Source organism: Clostridium cavendishii DSM 21758 (genome assembly GCF_900141845.1).
Taxonomy (GTDB): domain Bacteria; phylum Bacillota; class Clostridia; order Clostridiales; family Clostridiaceae; genus Clostridium_AG; species Clostridium_AG cavendishii.
Genome location: NZ_FQZB01000012.1, coordinates 217,477 through 236,430 on the forward strand (window position 1 = coordinate 217,477; position 18,954 = coordinate 236,430).

Below are 18,954 nucleotides of genomic sequence, written 5' to 3' on the forward strand. Positions count from 1 at the left end.
TCTATCATGTATTTTATTCTATCTTCTGGATGACTTGGATCTATTGGTAAATATGCCGCTCCCGATTTTAATATTGCAAATAAACCTACCATCATATCTATTGAACGTTCTAACATTATAGCTACTATACTATTTGGTATGACACCCTTTTTCCTTAATGTTCTTGCTATGCTATTAGCTCTTTCATTTAACTCCCTATAAGTTACTTTTTTATCTCCACATACTATAGCTATATTATCAGGTGTCTTTTTTACTTGCTTTTCAAATAGCTGTTGAATAGTTTTATTACTTTGATAATTCATTGTAGTATCATTAAATTTATTTAGAATTAGCTCTTTTTCTTCTTGTCCTATAATTTCTATATCATCTATTAAAATATTTTCATTCATAACAACTTGATTAACTATATTATTTAAATGTTCACTTACTGTATTTATGTCTTTTTCATCATATATAATTTCATTAAAATTAAACCTTATATTAATCTCATCATTTTCTGACATTACAATATTAAAATCATAATTTGTATGTTCATATGATTTTATATTTGTTACCTTAAAGTTATTTTCATCTATCAATTCACTATCTAAAGGATAATTCTCAAACACCATTATATGATTAATCAAATTATTTTTAGCTTCACTTAATGCTTGTACCGCTGATAAAGGATAATAATCATATTTTGAACTTTCTAGAAATCTAGTGTTTATCTCATCTAATATTTCTTTGAATGTCATTTTTTCTTTTATCTTTATTCTTAATGGTATAGTATTTATAAATATTCCTACCATGTTTTCTATTCCTTTTATTTCAGGATTTCTTCCTGAAACAACATATCCAAACACTACATCATTAACATTATTATATTTTTTTAACTGTATTGCCCATATACTTTGCATTACAGAATTTACAGTAACCATATTCTTTTGTGCTATTTTTTTTATTTTTTCAGTTTTATCCCTATCAATTATTAAGTTTACTTCTTTTTCTTTATATATATTTTTCTTATTAAATTCCTTTGAAAAAGGTATTAACAATTTTCCATTATATCCTTTCAGATAATTTTCCCAATATCCTATAGACTCATCTATATCTTTTTTACTAATCCAATTAATATAATTATCATATTGATTTACTTTACCCAAATCATCATCAATTCCATATACTATCCTATTATATATTTTAAATAAATCTTTTAATATAATAATTAAGCTCCAACCGTCTAGAATAATATGATGATTACTCAAAATTAATGTATATTTCGCTTCTTCTAATTTAATAACTGCTAATCTTATTAATATATCTTTTGTTATGTTAAATCCTTTTGCCTTATCACATTGTACAACTTCTTCAATATACTCCTCTTTATTTATTATATTTTTTCCACTTATATCAATGTAGTCGATTGTTGTCTCCCTATTATTAATTACAACTTGCATTGCCTTTTTAAAATCTTCATAACTAAAAATAGTTCTTAAAATATCGTATCTTTCTATTAACTCATTAAAACTTTTTTCTAAAGCTGAAACATCTAATGTCCCTTCTATATTAAACCTAATAATTTCATGATATGCTTTAGAATCCTTATCTGCTATTGAGTGAAATAGCATGCCTTCCTGCATCGGCGCTAAAGCATATATTTTCTTTATTTTTTGCAAACTGCTCATAAAATCACCTAATCCCATCTACAAATTTAAAGTTAGCAAGTCTTTATCAGAAATCATAACATTAATTTATTCATATAATCATCCAATTCATCTTTACTAATATCCTCACTTGTAATATCTGATATTGTAACTTCATCTTTCTTTACATTATTACAGTGTTCAATAATCTTTAAAATATTATCTTTATACCCCATTATCAACGACCTAATTTTTTCTTCGTTATACTCTTTAATGCTATATGATATTGATATTCTTAATGATTTCTTTATTACAATAGCTAATATATCTAATGAATATAAACTAATATTCTCCAAACTAATATTATTTCCATTATCTACAACAGAAAGTTCAAAAAAACTTGAATTTATATCCTCATCAAACTGTCCTAAATAGTTAAAACATATTTCTGGTTGTAATTTAAAATCTACTTTCTCGTTCTGCTTAGTTGATGATAAATATTTAAGTATACCGTATCCTATTCCTTTATTAGGTATCCTTCTTAGACATTCCTTTACATTTTTTATTGATACAGAAATTTCATTATATTTATCTACCTCAAGAATTACTGGATATTGCGCAGTAAACCAACCTATAGTCCTTGATATATCTACCTTATCAATTATATCCTCTCTACCATGAGATTCTAAATTTATTAATACTTTATTTTCTCCAGTCCATCTGTATATCGCTAATGTTAATGCTGTCAATAATATATCATTTATTTCTGTATTATAAGCCCTATTAACTTTTTTTAACAAAGTTTCCGTATCATTTTCACTTAAACTCACAGTAATTGTCTTTATATCTTTTCTATATCTTTCCTCCACTTCTTTATCTTTTGGAAGTTTCTTTATCTGTTGACCTTCCAACGTATTCCAGAAATTAATTTCAGTTCTAAATTTATTATTGATTCTATATTGGTTTAATTTTTCAGCCCATTCCTTAAATGATGTTGTTTTCCTTGGTAAAACTATTTTCTTACCCCTCTTAGCCATTTCATAACCTTTTTCAAAATCCTCAAAAATAATCCTCCATGATACTCCATCTATAACTAAATGATGTATTACTATTTGCAAATAATCTCCACTATCAGTTTTAACTAATGCCAATTTTACAAGTGGTCCATCATTTAAATCTATACTCTCCTGAATCTTATTGCACAAATTAGTAATCTTACTTTCATCAACTATTTCGTCTCCTCTAAAATCATACACTTTTACATCGTTTACATCGCTATATATTCCTCTATTTATTTGATGTACTTTTCCTGAATTTTCTTTATAAACCATTCTTAAAGAATCATGATGCCTAATTATTTTATCAAAGATTTTATTAATTAACTCCTCTTCAAATCCCTGTTTACTATATAACATTACTGATTGATTCCAATGGTTCCTATTCTTAAGATTCATTTCAAAAAATTGTTTTTGTATAGGTGTTAATAAAACCTCTCCCTCTATAAATCCCTGATTAATACTCGTAGCTTCTTTTGTTACATATTTACTCAAATCTTTTATATTAGGATTTCTAAATAAATCTTTTACCTCAAAGGAATATCCTTCAGATTTTATTCTAGATATTGTCTGTATTGCTTTTATTGAATCGCCACCCAAATAAAAAAAGTTGTCATTGATTCCTATGTTTTTAACACCTAATACTTCTTGCCATATTTCCACCAACTTTTTTTCTACTTTAGTTAATGGTGCCTCATATACTGAATCTATTATAATATTCTCTTCAGTGTTAGGTAATAATTTTCTGGCTATCTTTCCATTTGTATTTAAAGGCATACTCTCTAACTTAATAAAATATGACGGAATCATATAATCAGGAAGCCTTTTTCCTAAAATATCTCTAAATTCATTCACTGTATATCTTTTTTCTCCCACATAATATGCACAAAGATATTTATTATCATCTTTTTCCTTATCCAATACTATTACTTCTTTTATTCCTTGTATTTCTAATAACCTAGTTTCTATCTCCCCAAGTTCTATTCTAAATCCTCGTATCTTAACTTGATTATCTATTCTTCCTAAAAACTCTATATTTCCATCTGGTAACCATCTTCCTACATCTCCAGTCCTATAAATTCTTTCCCCAGGTACATATGGATTTTCTAAAAATTTTTCATTAGTTAATTTTTCATTATTTAAATATCCTCTTGCTAATCCTTCTCCACTTATGAATATTTCTCCAACTATACCTATTGGCAATAACTTCATTGATTTATCCAAAATATATACTTTACTATTGGTTATTGGACATCCTATAGTAATGTCATCCATTTTATTAATCTTACTTCCTTCAATTAATAAAGATGTAGTATCTACACAACACTCAGTTGGGCCGTATACATTTGTTATACACTTTTTTTCTCCATTAACATTAAAGAATTCTTTTACAGTTTTCTTTTTTAGTTGATCTCCTCCTATAATAAAATGTTTAACTGGAATATTCTTAATTTTTTCATCATTTACCATAACATTTAACATTGCTAAATGAATAGGAGTACCATCTGAAACATATATAGATTTATCAATGTAATATTTTCTAAGTTTATATAAATCCCTTTTTGAATCATCAGGTACTATAATTAAATTTTTTCCTAACAACAATGATGCAAATATCTGTTGTACGGATGCATCAAAAACAAATGCTGCTACTAATGCTACATTAATGTATTTAGGATATCTCTTATATACCATTTTATTTAATGAATATACTAAATTAACAACACTTTTATGCTCTACCATAACACCTTTTGCATTCCCAGTAGTCCCTGATGTATATATTACATATGCTAAATTCTCAGGTCTACTTGTCTCACTTAAATTATTTGAGTTATTAATAAATATCTCTTCATCATCAATATTTATTAATTCTCCGTTATAATTTACCAAACTCATTAATTTACCATTTGTTATTAGCACTTCTATCTTACTATCATCTATGATATAATCTATTTTGGATTGTGGATACTTCATATCTATTGGTAAATAGGCCCCTCCAGCTTTCAGTATACCCATTATCCCTATTATCATTTCTATAGAACGGTCTAACATTATTCCTACTATACTATCCGCCTTCACACCTTTTTCTATTAAAGTTCTTGCCAAACTATTTGCTCTTTTATTTAATTCTTCATAAGTTATTTCATCATCTTCATATACTACCGCTATATTATTTGGTATCCTTTTTACTTGTTCTTCAAATAGCTGCTGTATTGTACTATTAATTTGATATTCACTTGTAGTATCATTAAAATCTAACAATAATTTTGTCTTTTCTTTATTATCAATTATCTCTATATCTTTAACTTTTATATTACTATTAATAGTTATAGTTTTTACTAAATTTAAAAAGTGTTCCTTTATTCTTTCAATAGTTTCTTTTTTGTATAATTTTATTGAATACTCTAAAATTAAACATATCTCATCTTCATCTTCTACTGCAGTCATTGACATATCGAACTTGGATATGTTGCTTTCAAGAGTATAAGGTTTAACTTTTAATTCTTTTATTTCTAGAAAACTACTCTCCATATTTTGCATTGCGAACATAATATCAAATAATGGATTTCTACTTATATCTCTTTTCACATTTAATTTTTCTACAATATCTTCAAATTGATAATCCTGGTTTTCATACGCATTAAGTAATTTCTCTCTTAATTTTCTTAAATAATCTTCATAAGTATTCTCTACATTAATATTACTTCTTATTGCTAAGGTATTTACAAACATACCTATTATCCCTTCAAGGTCTGCATGTGGTCTTCCTGCTATTGGTGTTCCTACAATTATATCTTCCTGCCCGCTATATTTTGATAAAAGTATCTTAAATAAAGAAAATAAAACCATATACATTGTACTTCCTGTTTCTCTTGCTATTTCCCTTAATCTTTTGGTTTCTTCTTTTCCTATAATAAAATTAATACTATCCCCTACAAAGCTTTGAACTAGTGGTCTATTATAATCAGTAGGTATATTTAATACTGGTATCTCTCCATCAAATTCTCTTAGCCAATAATGTTCTTGCTTTTTAAGTATCTCTCTTTGTCGCATCTTACTTTGCCATTCACTATAATCCTTATACTGAATTTTTAAATTTTCTAATTCTTTTCCTCCATATATTTCTCCAAATTCTTTTTTTAATATTTCCATAGAAATTCCATCTGAAATTATATGATGTATATCAAACATCAGTATATATCTTTCTTTTTCTAGCTCAATTAATCCTACCCTTAATAAAGGCGCTCTACTTAAATCGAAACATTTTATAAAATTACTTATTTTTTCTTTTACCTCAGCTTTATCTTTCACTTTTATTTCTTTTATTCTAAAATCAATTTCTTCTATTTTTTTTATTTTTTGTATTATTATACCATTGATTGTTTCAAATTTAGTTCTTAAAGATTCATGTCTTTCTATTAATTTTAAGAAAGTATTTGTTAATTTCTCTGTATTAAGCTTTCCTTCTATTTCTATAGCACCTGAAATATTATATGCTGTACTTTCTTTATCAAATTCTTGTAATATATATATTCTTTTTTGTGCAGCAGAGGCTACGTAATATTCTTTTTCTTTTGTCTTTTCTATTTGTTCATAAACCCTACTTTCTTTTGACTTAATATACTCACCTATTCCTTTTACAGTTCCTAATGTCAACAATTCTCTAAGTGGTACTTCTACATTAAGTTCTTTATGAATTCTCCCCATTAACAAGGTTCCTTTTAATGAGTGTCCTCCAAGTTCAAAGAAGTTATCATTTATTCCTATATTATCTACGCCTAATACTTCTTCCCATATTTTTACCAAAACTTTCTCTACTTCATTTCTCGGTGCTTCATATACTGAATCTTTTATAATATCTCCTTCTGGAGTTGGCAATGATTTTCTATCTAGCTTTCCATTAATATTTAAAGGCATATTTTCTAACTTCATAAAATACGAAGGAATCATATATTCAGGAAGACTTTTTCCTAAAATAGTTCTTAGTTCACTTACTGTATAATTTTTATCTCCCACATAATATGCACAAATATACTTATCACCATTTTTTTCCTTATCTACAACTACTACCTCTTTTATTTCTTCTACTTCTAATAACCTAGTCTCTATTTCTCCAAGTTCTATTCTAAATCCACGTATCTTTACTTGATGATCTATTCTTCCAAAAAACTCTATATTCCCATCTGGTAACCATCTTGCTAAATCTCCTGTTTTATACATTTTTTCTCCAGGTGCATATGGATTTTCTAAAAATTTTTCCTTGGTTAATTTTCCATTATTTAAATATCCCCTTGCTAATCCTTCTCCACTTATAAATATTTCTCCAACTATACCTATTGGCAATAATTTCATTGTTTGATCCAAAATATATACTTTACTATTGTTTATCGGCCTTCCTATTGTAATATTATTAATCTCTTTAACCTTAGATTCCTCAATAAGTAAAGATGTAGTATCTACACAACACTCAGTTGGTCCATACACATTCGTTATGAAACATTTTTCTCCATTAGCATAAAAAAACTCTTTTACAAGTCTACTTGATAAACAGTCTCCCCCTATAATGAAGTGTTTAACTGGAATATTATTACTCTCTTCTTTATTAACTACCACATTTAACATTTTTAAATGAATTGGTGTTCCATCTGAAATATATATTGATTTATCAATATAATATTTTCTAAGTTTATAAGCATCACTTTTTATATAATTGGGTACTATAACTAAATTCTTTCCCAATAGTAATGATGCAAATATTTGTTTCACAGATGCATCAAAGACAAATGGAGCTAACAATGCAACATTAACATATTTAGGATATCTTTTATATATTATTTCATCCAATGCATATACTAGATTAATAACACTTTTATGCTCTATCATAACTCCTTTTGAGTCTCCAGTAGTCCCTGAAGTATATATTACATATGCTAAATTTTGAGAATTACTTGTTTCTTCTAAATTATTAGACTTATTTTTGTATATTTTTTCATCATTAATATCTATTATTTCTCCCTTGTAATCCAATAACTCTATTAATTCATAATTTGTTATTAATAATCTTATATTACTATTCTCTAGCATATACTTTATTTTTAATTTGGGATACTCTATATCTATTGGTAAATATGCTCCTCCAGCTTTTAGTATTCCAAGTATCCCTATTATGCTGTCTATAGATCGTTCTAACATTATTCCTACTACATTGTCTGCTTCTATACCTTTTTCTATTAAAGCTTTTGCTAAACTGTTTGCTTTTTCATTTAATTCCCTGTACGTTATTTTTTTATCTTCGTATGTTACCGCCAATTTATTTGGTATCTTTTTCACTTGCTCCTCAAATAACTGTTGTATTGTTTTATTTCTAGGATAATCTGTACTTGTGTTATTAAATTCGTATAAAATTTTTTCCTTTTCTTCTTTAGATATTATTTCTAAATCTGATAAAATTATTTTATCATTACATATAATCTCATTTAAAATACTAATTAAACTTTTTACCATGTTTTTTATATAATACTCTTGGTAAACCTTATCATTATATGCAACCTTTATCTCAAAACAATCAAACGTATTTAACTCAATCACTAAGTTGAATTCGCAATTTTCTGATATTTTATATCCTTTTATTTGAGCTATATCATCATCATACAATATCTTGTCCAACGGATAATTTTCAATTACCACAATCTCTTCAAATATATTGTAATTACCATTAACCTCACTGTATTCCTTTATATTCTTTAAAGAGGTGGTTTCATACATTCTACGTTCATTTAAGTTCTCATTAATTTGTTGTATCAAATAAAATATACTATTATTATTATGGATTTTAATCCTAAAAGGTATAGTATTAATAAATAACCCAACCATGTCATTTATTCCTATAACTCCACAATCTCTTCCAGATACTGGAGTTCCAAAAACTATATCATTAGTGTTTTTATATTTACTTTGTAATATTATCCAAGCACAATAAAAAATACTTGCTTGTGATACTTTTTTATTTTTAGCGTATGAACGTATATTATTTTCCATTTCCTCCGATATCTTACAATCGAAATTAGAGATTGATTTTGAATCTTTTTCAAAATCAACTTTTTTTATATATTCTATTTTCTCTAAATATCTTTTCCAATAAAGCTCATCTTTCTCTTTATTTTTATCTTTTAACCATTTAATATAATTCTTAAATTTATTTTTATTTTGTTCTTCTATTTTCTCACCTTTTAAAATAGCATTATACATTTTTATAAACTCTTTTAAAATAATACCATTACTCCATCCATCATATGTTATGTGATGATTTTTAATTATTATTTTTGCTAAATTATCATCAAATTTACATATATAAAACTTCACAGTTTCATTTTCAATATCTATTAATTCTTTTCTTTTCTTTTCATAAATTTCACTAAATGTTTCTTCCTTTTTATCTTCAATGATATTTGATAAATCTATAATTTCAACTGGTGTACTATACGTCTTTAATACTATTTGAACAGGTTTTTTTATCTTTTTCCATTTTACAATAGTTCTGAGTGCTTCATTATATTTTACAACTTGCTCCCATGCATTTTTCATTAATTCTGTGTCTATTACTCCTGATATTTCTATACTTAATTGTTCCTGATATAACAAACTATCTTTATCCATAATATAATGATATAATATTCCTTCTTGTGTACCTGTTAATTCTAATATATCTTCAATATCTTCTTTTTTCATAATTCACCTCATCAGCTAACAAAATTTCTTTACTCATTTACATTTTTATAATTTTACCTATTATTAAAAAATAATAATATTATTCTTTCATTTCCTTAAATCTGAATTAACTTTAACTTCTATTTGGGGCCTGAATATATAAGAAATAATAAAATAAATATATATTATACATATATCTATACCAACTAAATATACTGAAATTTCAAAACCACTTGGCAACCATATATACATGCAACTCCATGATACCCCATTCCATATATATTGAGGTAATTTATATATACAATAACTTATTATTCCTGTTAAAATTAATGATATTGCTAAAATTAACAACGATTTCTTATTTAATTTTCTCTTTTTTCTTGCACCTATTTTTATCCTTTTGATTACTCTTATTACTAAAATTGGAATTAGTATCATTATTATAATAAAGATAAATGTTATAATAAAACAAACATTTCCTATAGTTATATTCAAATCAGATTTTTCCTCTATAAATTGATTTCCAAGTAGTATATCTTTAACCCCTATAGCAATATTTTCAGTATAAGCTGTATTTGTATTGCTTAAAGCTACTACACCTAGTTTTTCTTTTGGTTCTAAAATTATAAATGAAGAATAATTAGGATTATTCCCTCCATGAAAAAATCTTCCTTCTTCTCCTGTTGATAAAAACCATCCATTTGCATAACCTATATAATTGTTCACAAAAGCCATTTTATTATTTATCTTATGTTGATTTTCTATAATATTTTTATTAAAATCAACTTCTTTTTGTGTACCTAAATTAATTTTAGCCCAAGTTGCCATATCTTCTATATTCATTATAAAATAACCTGCTGGTTTATTTCCTCTATACATTGGTGCATCGTATATTTTTTGTTTTAAATAATTTAATTTATATCCTTTAGCTATTTTAGATTCTTCAAGATCTTCTTTAAATAAAAAAGTATTTTTTAAACCTAATGGTTGTAGTATATTTTTACTAATATACCTTTCATATGGTTCTCCTGTTGTTTTCTCTATAATCAATCCTAAAATATCATAATTTATTGTTGCATATTCAAATCTCTCCCCAGGTTTAGTCACTAAATTTTTATTTAATATTTTTATTGTTTGCTCTAAAGAATTTTCATCATTAGAAATTGGAATATCACTTATACTTTTAAATGGAATCCCTGTTGTATGATTTAATAATTGCTGTATGGTAACCTGAACCTGTTTTCCGTTATAATTAAAATTCAACCATGGAATATATTTATTTACTGATTCATTAACATCAATTACTCCTTCTTCCTTAAGTTTTAATATTGCTAGTGCAGTAAAAGCTTTACTATTAGATCCTATTTCAAAAAATGTTTTTTCATCTATTTCTTCTTTCTTTTCTATATCCTTAAAACCAAAACCTTTTTGATAAATAATTTTTTCATCTTTTACAACAGCTACAGCTATTCCTGGAATATTACCTTTTTCCATTTTTTCTTTAATAAATTTTTCTATTTTTTCTGATTGATTTTCACTTATTTCTCTATTATCTGTAATAGCTACAGCTCTAATAGGAATTATAGTTATAAAAAAAATAATACACATTATACTAAATATTTTTTTAAACTTATTCATAAAAACTACCTCTATCCTTTGAATTTAATATCATAACATAGAACTATTTGTATGTTTCAAAATCTATTATTTATATTAAATAAACTGTTTAATAATCTCAAGATTAATACAAAGCTTATTAAAATTTTATGATTAAACTCTGTATTTTTTATTTGGATAGTTTATATTCTTTCTAATTTACTGAAATAATTTTATATGTTTCCCATTTAAAATATTTAAAATTACAAATTATTATTTAAATTTATATTGTTTTCTGAATAATTAATAATATTATACTTTAAAAAATTAATCCTTTATATATTTATTACTATCCGTACGATGTTATAAATACACCTCCTTTTTTAAAATGTTTCTTACACTTAGAAAAATTTTAAATTATATAAATTTAAATAATATAGTTGTAAAAAAGTCTTTATTGTAACATTATGTATTTTTTAAATATAAATGTATTTTATTATATTTTATTCCAAGAGGTATTTTATGTCAAATATTAAATAATATCAAAAATCGCCCTTAGTAAAACTTATTTAGTCATCTATTAAAAGCAAAGTCAAAGATCCTAATAAAATAACCAAAATATTTTTCAATTATTTTCATTAATTTTATTTTGTTTCGATTTATATATAAAGAAAAATAAAAAGAATATAAATTTTATATTCTTCAATAAACAAAAATTTATATTCTCTCTTTTAAAATAAATTTTAAAACTAAATTATTATTATCCTAAAGCCCTATATCATTTCTAAAATATTTTCCTTCAAAGTTCACATTAGAAATATTGTTGTAGGCAACTCTTCTTGCTTCTTCCAACGTTTTTCCTAACCCTATTACAGATAAAACTCTTCCTCCCGATGTTACTAAGATACCATTCTCTAATACTCCTCCAGCTATTAAAACATTAGACTTAGCCTCTTCTTTAATATCAATCTCTAAGCCCTTCTTAAAGCTACCTGGATATCCACTTGATGCTAAAACTACATTACAACTATACATATTTCTCCATTTAACTTCTGTTTTATTAAGTTTTTCATCAAGAGAAGCTTCTATTAACTCCAGAAAATCACTTTCCATAAGACTTAAAACTGATTGAGTTTCTGGATCACCCATTCTTACATTATACTCTAGAAGATAACAACCTTTTGCAGTTATCATAACTCCAAAGAATATTATTCCCTTATACTCAAAGTTTTCTTCTTTAATACCTTCTAATGTTTTACCCATTATATTTTTACAGAAGTCATTAAAAACTTCTTGCGTAACATAAGGATTAGGTGATACAACGCCCATTCCACCAGTATTAGGGCCTTTGCCTCCATCAAATATTTGCTTATGATCTTTTGCAGATACAAAAGGTATTATTGTTTTTCCATCTGTTATTGAAAGAATAGATGCTTCAACACCTTGAAGAAATTCTTCTATAACAACCTTTTTGCCTGCACCCTTAAATACATCATTTACCATACATTCTTCTAATGCTATTTTAGCAGAATTAAAATCTTCACAAATATAAACCCCTTTGCCAGCTGCTAATCCATCTGCCTTTATAACTATAGGAAATTCACTTTTTTCTAAATAACTTAAAGCATCCGAATAATCAGTAAAGCTTTCATACTTAGCTGTTTTTACACCATATTTCTTCATAAATTCTTTAGAAAAAGTTTTACTACCTTCAAGCATTGCAGCATTTTTGGAAGGACCAAATGCTTTTATTCCTTTAGCATTACAAATATCAACTATTCCATTTATTAAAGGCTCTTCTGGTCCTACAACTACTAAGTCCACTAAATTCTGTTTGCAAAAATCAACTATCTTAGAGCTTTCATTTATTTTTATATCTATATTTTTACACTTAGGTTCAAAAGCTGTACCTCCATTACCAGGAACACAATAAATAGTTTCACACTTAGGACTTTCTGCTATTTTTCTAGCTATTGCATGTTCTCTTCCACCCGAACCAATTAATAGAATTTTCATTTTGAGTTCCTCCCTTTATAACTTAAGGGGCTATGATATGAGGCTTCATAGTCCCTTAAAGCAAATCCTTATATATCTACAAATTATTTAATAAATATTACTTAAAAATAATTATATATTTACAACAAATTAATGTTTAAAGTGTCTCATTCCTGTAAATACCATGCTTATTTCTTTATTATTACACTCATCTATTGATTCTTTATCCCTTATAGAGCCACCTGGTTGAATTATAGCCTTTATTCCATATTTACTAGCTTCAGCTACAACATCATTAAATGGGAAGTAAGCATCTGATGCTAAAACCACACCATCTTTAGCTCTTTCTAGCGCCTCACAAGCAGCCCAAATTCTATTTACTTGGCCCCCACCTATTCCAATAGCCTTAGAATCCTTAGCTACTACTATAGCATTTGATTTTACATATTTACAAACCTTCATAGCAAAGATTAAGTCTTTCATTTCCTCTTTTGTAGGTGCTTTTTCAGTAACTAATTTTATTTCATCTAAAAGAACCTTATCTTCATCCTGCACTAACATACCACCATCTACTGAGACTATATACTTTTTGCCAGTTGGTTTTTCATGACATTTAATTACTCTTAAATTTTTCTTACGTCTGAATACTTCTAAAGCATCTTCATCAAAATCTGGTGCAGCTACAATTTCTAAGAAAATTTTGCTCATTTCTTCTGCTGTTTTCTTATCTATCTTTCTATTAACAGCAACTATGCCACCATAAATTGATGTAGTATCACATTCATAAGCTTTATAATAAGCATCAAAAACATCTTCTCCAATAGCTACTCCACAAGGTGTATTATGCTTTAATGCACAACAAGCTATTTCTTCATCAAATTCACAAGCTACTTTCCAAGCAATATCTAAATCCTTTATATTGTTATAAGAAAGTTCTTTTCCATTTAATACTTCAAAACTATTCATAGCTCCACTAAACTCAGTAGCTCCATAATAAGCAGCACTTTGATGTGGATTTTCACCATATCTTAAGCTTTGTAGCTTTTTATAAGATATTGATAAATATTCTGGGTAATCTTCATCTCCTAATAAGAAGTTAGAGATTGCACCATCATATGCACTCATAAGATTAAATACTTTACCAGCAAGCTTTCTTCTAGTTTTAAATTCTAATTCACCTTTTTCATTAAACTCATCTATTACAACCTTATAATCATTAATGTCACTTAAGACAACTACATCTTTAAAGTTTTTAGCTGCAGCTCTAAGCATTGTAGGGCCACCTATATCTATAAATTCAACCTTTTCTTCAAATCTTAAATCTTCCTTTACTTTTTCAAAGAAAGGATATAGATTTACAACTACCATATCTATAGTTCCTATATTTCTTTCTCTTAAAGTTTCCATATGTTCTTCATTATCTCGTATTGCTAAAATTCCCCCATGAATTATAGGATGTAATGTTTTAACTCTACCATCTAACATTTCAGGTGAATTTGTAATTTCACTTATTTCAGTAACATTTATGCCATTCTCTTTTAAATACTTAAAGCTTCCTCCAGTAGAAATTATTTCTACATTCTTACTTATTAAAAAATTTGCTAGTTCTAAAATTCCTGTTTTATCATAAACGCTTATTAATGCTCTTTTTAACATAATTTTTCCCCCTTAAGATTTTATTTTAACTCTACCATTATCTATTAAAATCTTGTCTTCTATAATAAGTTTGATAGCCTTTTTAAGTAATTTGTGTTCTTCTTCAAGTACTCTTTTTTGAAGTGTTTTAGCATCATCTTCAAAATAAACATTAACTACTTGTTGAAGTATTATAGCTCCTCCATCTACAAGCTCATTTACATAATGAACAGTACAGCCTGAATAACGCACTCCCATATTAATAGCTGCTTCATGTACCTTTATACCATACATTTTGGGTCCACAAAAAGATGGAATAAGTGAAGGATGAATATTTATTATTTTATTATTAAATTCTTTTAAAATATCCCCATCTAATATGGATAAATATCCAGCCAATACTATTAAATCAACCTTTCCCTTTAAGACTTCTAAAATCTTATCTGAAGAATTTCTACCATATTCTTTTCTATCAAATACCAAAGTAGTTATATTTTTTTCTTCTGCTCTTTTAAGTGCATAAGCATCCTTTTTATCACTTATAACAAACTCTATAGATGCATTTAATTGCTCAAACTCTATTGCATCTATAATTGCTTGTAGATTACTTCCACCACCTGATACTAAAACTGCTATTTTAAACAAATACCGTCACCTCCAAGAGCTACGTGACCTATTTCATATGCAGTTTCTCCTAAATTATTTAAAAGTTCTATAATCTTTTTACTATCTTCTTTATTTACACAAAGTACAAAGCCTATTCCCATATTAAAAGTATTATACATATGGTTTCTGTCTACACCTTTTTTTATAATAGCTCTAAAAATCTTTGGAATCTCATAACTATTTGTATCAATTACTGCAGTTAATGGTCTGCCATTAAACATTCTTGGTACATTTTCAATAAACCCGCCTCCAGTAATATGTGACATTCCCTTAACTTTGAATTTCTTCAATACTTCATGTACAGGTTTCACATAAATTTTAGTTGGCGTAAGCAAAGCATCTGATACTGGCTTACCATCAAACTCTTCATTTAAATCAGAAAAAAGCTTTCTAACTAATGAATAACCATTTGAATGAATTCCTGAAGAGGCTATTCCAATTAGAGCATCTCCCTCCCCTATGTCTTTGCCGTTAATAATTTCATCCTTATCTACTATTCCAACAGCAAACCCTGCTATATCATATTCCCCTTGTTTATAAAACCCTGGCATTTCAGCAGTTTCTCCCCCTATAAGTGCACAATCTCCTAATATGCATCCATCAGAAACTCCTTTTACTAAGTCTGCTGCAACTTCTGCTTCAAGCTTTCCGCAAGCTATATAATCTAAGAAAAATAATGGTTTGGCTCCATGACATAAAATATCATTTACACACATTGCAACACAATCTATTCCAACAGTATCATATTTTTTAGTTTTAAACGCTATTTCAAGCTTAGTTCCAACACCATCTGTGCCTGATACAAGTATTGGTTTTTTATAGCCTTCTGGAAGCTCAACCATACCTGCAAAACTGCCTAACCCATTTAAAACATATTTACTCATAGTTTTTGCAGCATATTCTTTTATAAGCTTAACTGATTTGTAACCTTCTTCAATATTTACTCCAGCATCTTTATAAGTTATCATTTATTACTCCTACCTTTCAAGATGATCTTTTGATGTCTCAATTGGTGTTGCTACAGGATACACACCATTAAAACACCCTAAACAAAACCCCTTACCTTCACCAAATGTTTTTAAAAGATTATTTATTGTTAAATAATCTAAAGAATCTGCACCTATCATTTCTCTTATTTCTTCCAAAGAATTATTAGAACCTATAAGCTCACTTCTATAAGGTGTATCTATTCCAAAATAACATGGATACTTAACCATAGGTGAAGCTACTTTAAAATGCACTTCAATAGCACCAGCTTTTCTTAAAGATTCTACTAGATGTCTCGATGTAGTTCCTCTTACTATAGAATCATCTATAAGTACGACTCTCTTTCCTTCAACTATCTCTTTTAAAGGATTTAACTTTACCGAAACAGCTCTTTCTCTCATTTTTTGGTCTGGTGTTATAAAAGTTCTACCAACATACCTATTTTTAACAAACCCTGTATCAAAAGGTATTCCTGAAGCTTTTGAATACCCAATTGCAGATGCAAGCCCAGAATCCGGTACTCCAATTACTAAATCTGCTTCTACAGGACTTTGCTTAGCTAACATTTCCCCAGCTTTTACCCTAGATAAATGCACATTAATTCCATCTATGGTACTATCAGGTCTTGCGAAATATATATATTCAAAAGCACATGTTTCACAATTAGTCTTTTCTGAATAATTAATACTTTCTAAACCATCTTCTGAAATTATAACTATCTCACCTGGTCTTACATCTCTAATAAATTCAGCTCCTATTGTATCTAATGCACAGCTTTCTGAAGATAAAATATAACTGTCATCTATCTTTCCTATACAAAGTGGCCTTATTCCATAAGGATCTCTTACGCCAATTAACTTTCCCTCCGCAAGTATTACAAGTGCAAATGAACCCTTAATAGCTTGAACTGCATTAAATACAGCATTCTTTATACCTTTTTTTGCATTTCTTGCTATTAAACTTATAATAACTTCCGAATCTATAGTTGTATGAAAAACATGACCTGCATCTTCTAACAAATCTTTAATTACATCTGCATTAACTAAAGTACCATTATGCGCGGCAGCTATTTGTCCAAACTTAGTGGAGCTTACAAGAGGCTGAGAATTACTAACTAGGTTTGCTCCACAAGTTGAATATCTTACATGACCTATAGCTATATGACCATCTAAATTTTCTAAGTCTTCAGTTTTAAAGGCTTCAGTAACAAGTCCTAAATTCTTATGAAGTTTAATTTCTTCTCCATTAAAGCTTGCAATACCTGCACTTTCCTGTCCTCTATGCTGCAAAGCATAAAGTCCATAATAACTTAATCTCGCTACATCTAAATTATTTTTAGAAAAAACTCCAAACACACCACACTCTTCTTTGAACTTGTCATCTATAAGATCTATCATATTTCTAAACCCCTTGCCTTATATTAATTTTCGTGATTAATTCTGTTTAATATTTCAACATAAGCATCCTTAACATTTCCTAAATTTCTTCTAAATCTATCTTTATCAAGTTTCTCATTTGTAGTTGCATCCCAGAATCTACAAGTATCTGGTGATATTTCATCAGCTAAAAGTATTTCTCCATTATATCTTCCAAACTCCAACTTAAAATCTATAAGTTTTATATTTTGTTTTAAGAAAAATTCCTTCAAAACTTCATTAACTTTTCTAGTTATAGCATATATTTTCTCTAATTCTTCAAAAGTTGTAGCACCTATACCTACTGCATGATAATCATTTATTAATGGATCTCCTAGTGAATCATCCTTATAACAAATTTCCATAACTGTAGTCTTAAGCTCAAAACCTTCTTCAAGTCCCAATCTCTTGGCCATACTACCTGCTGCTACATTTCTAACTATAACTTCAAGTGGTACTATTTCAACTTTCTTACAAAGTTGTTCTCTATCATTTAACTTTTCTATAAAGTGTGATTCAACACCATTTTGTTTTAATAATGTAAATAAAGCAGTTGTAATAGAATTATTTAAAACACCCTTATCCTCTATTTGTCCCTTCTTTTCTCCATTGAAAGCTGTAGCATCATCCTTATAATAAACTATTACCTCATCACTTTTATCTGTAGCATAAATCTTCTTCGCTTTTCCTTCATATAACATTTCTCTTTTTTCCATTTTATAATTCCACTCCTTCTCCGTTTTCTTGTATGAATTTTTGTTTCATCTCTATCCTAAAATTAACAAGCTTTTCTTTAAGCTCAGGATATTTAATTGAAAGCATTTCTACTGCAAGCATTCCAGCATTATAGCTATTATTTATTCCTACTGTAGCAACTGGAATTGATTTTGGCATTTGAACTATTGAATATAATGCATCTAAACCATTAAGCGCTGCATTTACTGGAACTCCTATAACAGGTATAATCGTTTGAGATGCTATAACTCCTGGTAAATGTGCTGCAAGTCCTGCCCCTGCTATTATTACTTCATAATTTTCATTTTCAATAGTCTTTAAAGTTTCTTCAAGTTTTTCAGGCACTCTATGAGCTGAAAGTACAAAAGCTTTATAATCAACACCAAATTCTTTTAAAGCTTTTGCTGCTCCTTTCATAACATCAGTATCTGACTTACTACCAAAAAAAATGGCAACCTTCATTTTGTATCCTCCTTGTTTTTAATTGATTTTTATGTTTATCTAACTTAAAAATTATTTCAAGTGAATTTTAGTAAA

Annotated in this window: 10 protein-coding genes; all 10 read right to left on the minus strand. The window is 27.4% G+C overall.

Annotation, left to right across the window (positions count from 1 at the left end):
* Nucleotides 1-1,667: condensation domain-containing protein (locus BUB01_RS14795; protein ID WP_159433262.1), on the minus strand; the 1,667-nt coding region annotated here is incomplete at its 3' end.
* 53 nt (nt 1,668-1,720) lie between these two features.
* Nucleotides 1,721-9,409, minus strand: coding sequence for a non-ribosomal peptide synthetase (locus tag BUB01_RS14800; protein ID WP_072989495.1), 7,689 nt, complete (start codon nt 9,407-9,409; stop codon nt 1,721-1,723).
* 87 nt (nt 9,410-9,496) lie between these two features.
* On the minus strand, nt 9,497-11,026 hold the full coding sequence (locus BUB01_RS14805; RefSeq protein ID WP_072989498.1) for a serine hydrolase domain-containing protein: 1,530 nt from the start codon (nt 11,024-11,026) through the stop codon (nt 9,497-9,499).
* A gap of 723 nt (nt 11,027-11,749) precedes the next feature.
* Nucleotides 11,750-13,000, minus strand: coding sequence for a phosphoribosylamine--glycine ligase (purD, locus tag BUB01_RS14810; protein ID WP_072989501.1), 1,251 nt, complete (start codon nt 12,998-13,000; stop codon nt 11,750-11,752).
* A gap of 129 nt (nt 13,001-13,129) precedes the next feature.
* The gene (gene purH / locus BUB01_RS14815; protein WP_072989504.1) at nt 13,130-14,635 is read right to left on the minus strand and encodes a bifunctional phosphoribosylaminoimidazolecarboxamide formyltransferase/IMP cyclohydrolase; all 1,506 of its coding nucleotides are present in this window, start codon (nt 14,633-14,635) and stop codon (nt 13,130-13,132) included.
* 12 nt (nt 14,636-14,647) lie between these two features.
* Nucleotides 14,648-15,259: a phosphoribosylglycinamide formyltransferase gene (gene purN / locus BUB01_RS14820; protein WP_072989507.1), complete on the minus strand. Its 612-nt coding sequence runs from the start codon at nt 15,257-15,259 to the stop codon at nt 14,648-14,650.
* Nucleotides 15,247-16,248: a phosphoribosylformylglycinamidine cyclo-ligase gene (purM, locus tag BUB01_RS14825; protein WP_072989511.1), complete on the minus strand. Its 1,002-nt coding sequence runs from the start codon at nt 16,246-16,248 to the stop codon at nt 15,247-15,249. Before purM ends, purN begins: the two co-directional genes overlap by 13 nt.
* Nucleotides 16,249-16,257: 9 nt before the next feature.
* Complete coding sequence (purF, locus tag BUB01_RS14830; protein ID WP_072989514.1) at nt 16,258-17,664, minus strand: amidophosphoribosyltransferase; 1,407 nt, start codon at nt 17,662-17,664, stop codon at nt 16,258-16,260.
* Nucleotides 17,665-17,687: 23 nt separating this feature from the next.
* On the minus strand, nt 17,688-18,398 hold the full coding sequence (gene purC, locus BUB01_RS14835; protein WP_072989516.1) for a phosphoribosylaminoimidazolesuccinocarboxamide synthase: 711 nt from the start codon (nt 18,396-18,398) through the stop codon (nt 17,688-17,690).
* A gap of 1 nt (nt 18,399) precedes the next feature.
* Nucleotides 18,400-18,879, minus strand: a complete 480-nt coding sequence (gene purE, locus BUB01_RS14840) for a 5-(carboxyamino)imidazole ribonucleotide mutase (protein WP_072989520.1) — start codon at nt 18,877-18,879, stop codon at nt 18,400-18,402.
* Between the last annotated feature and the right edge of the window lie 75 nt (nt 18,880-18,954).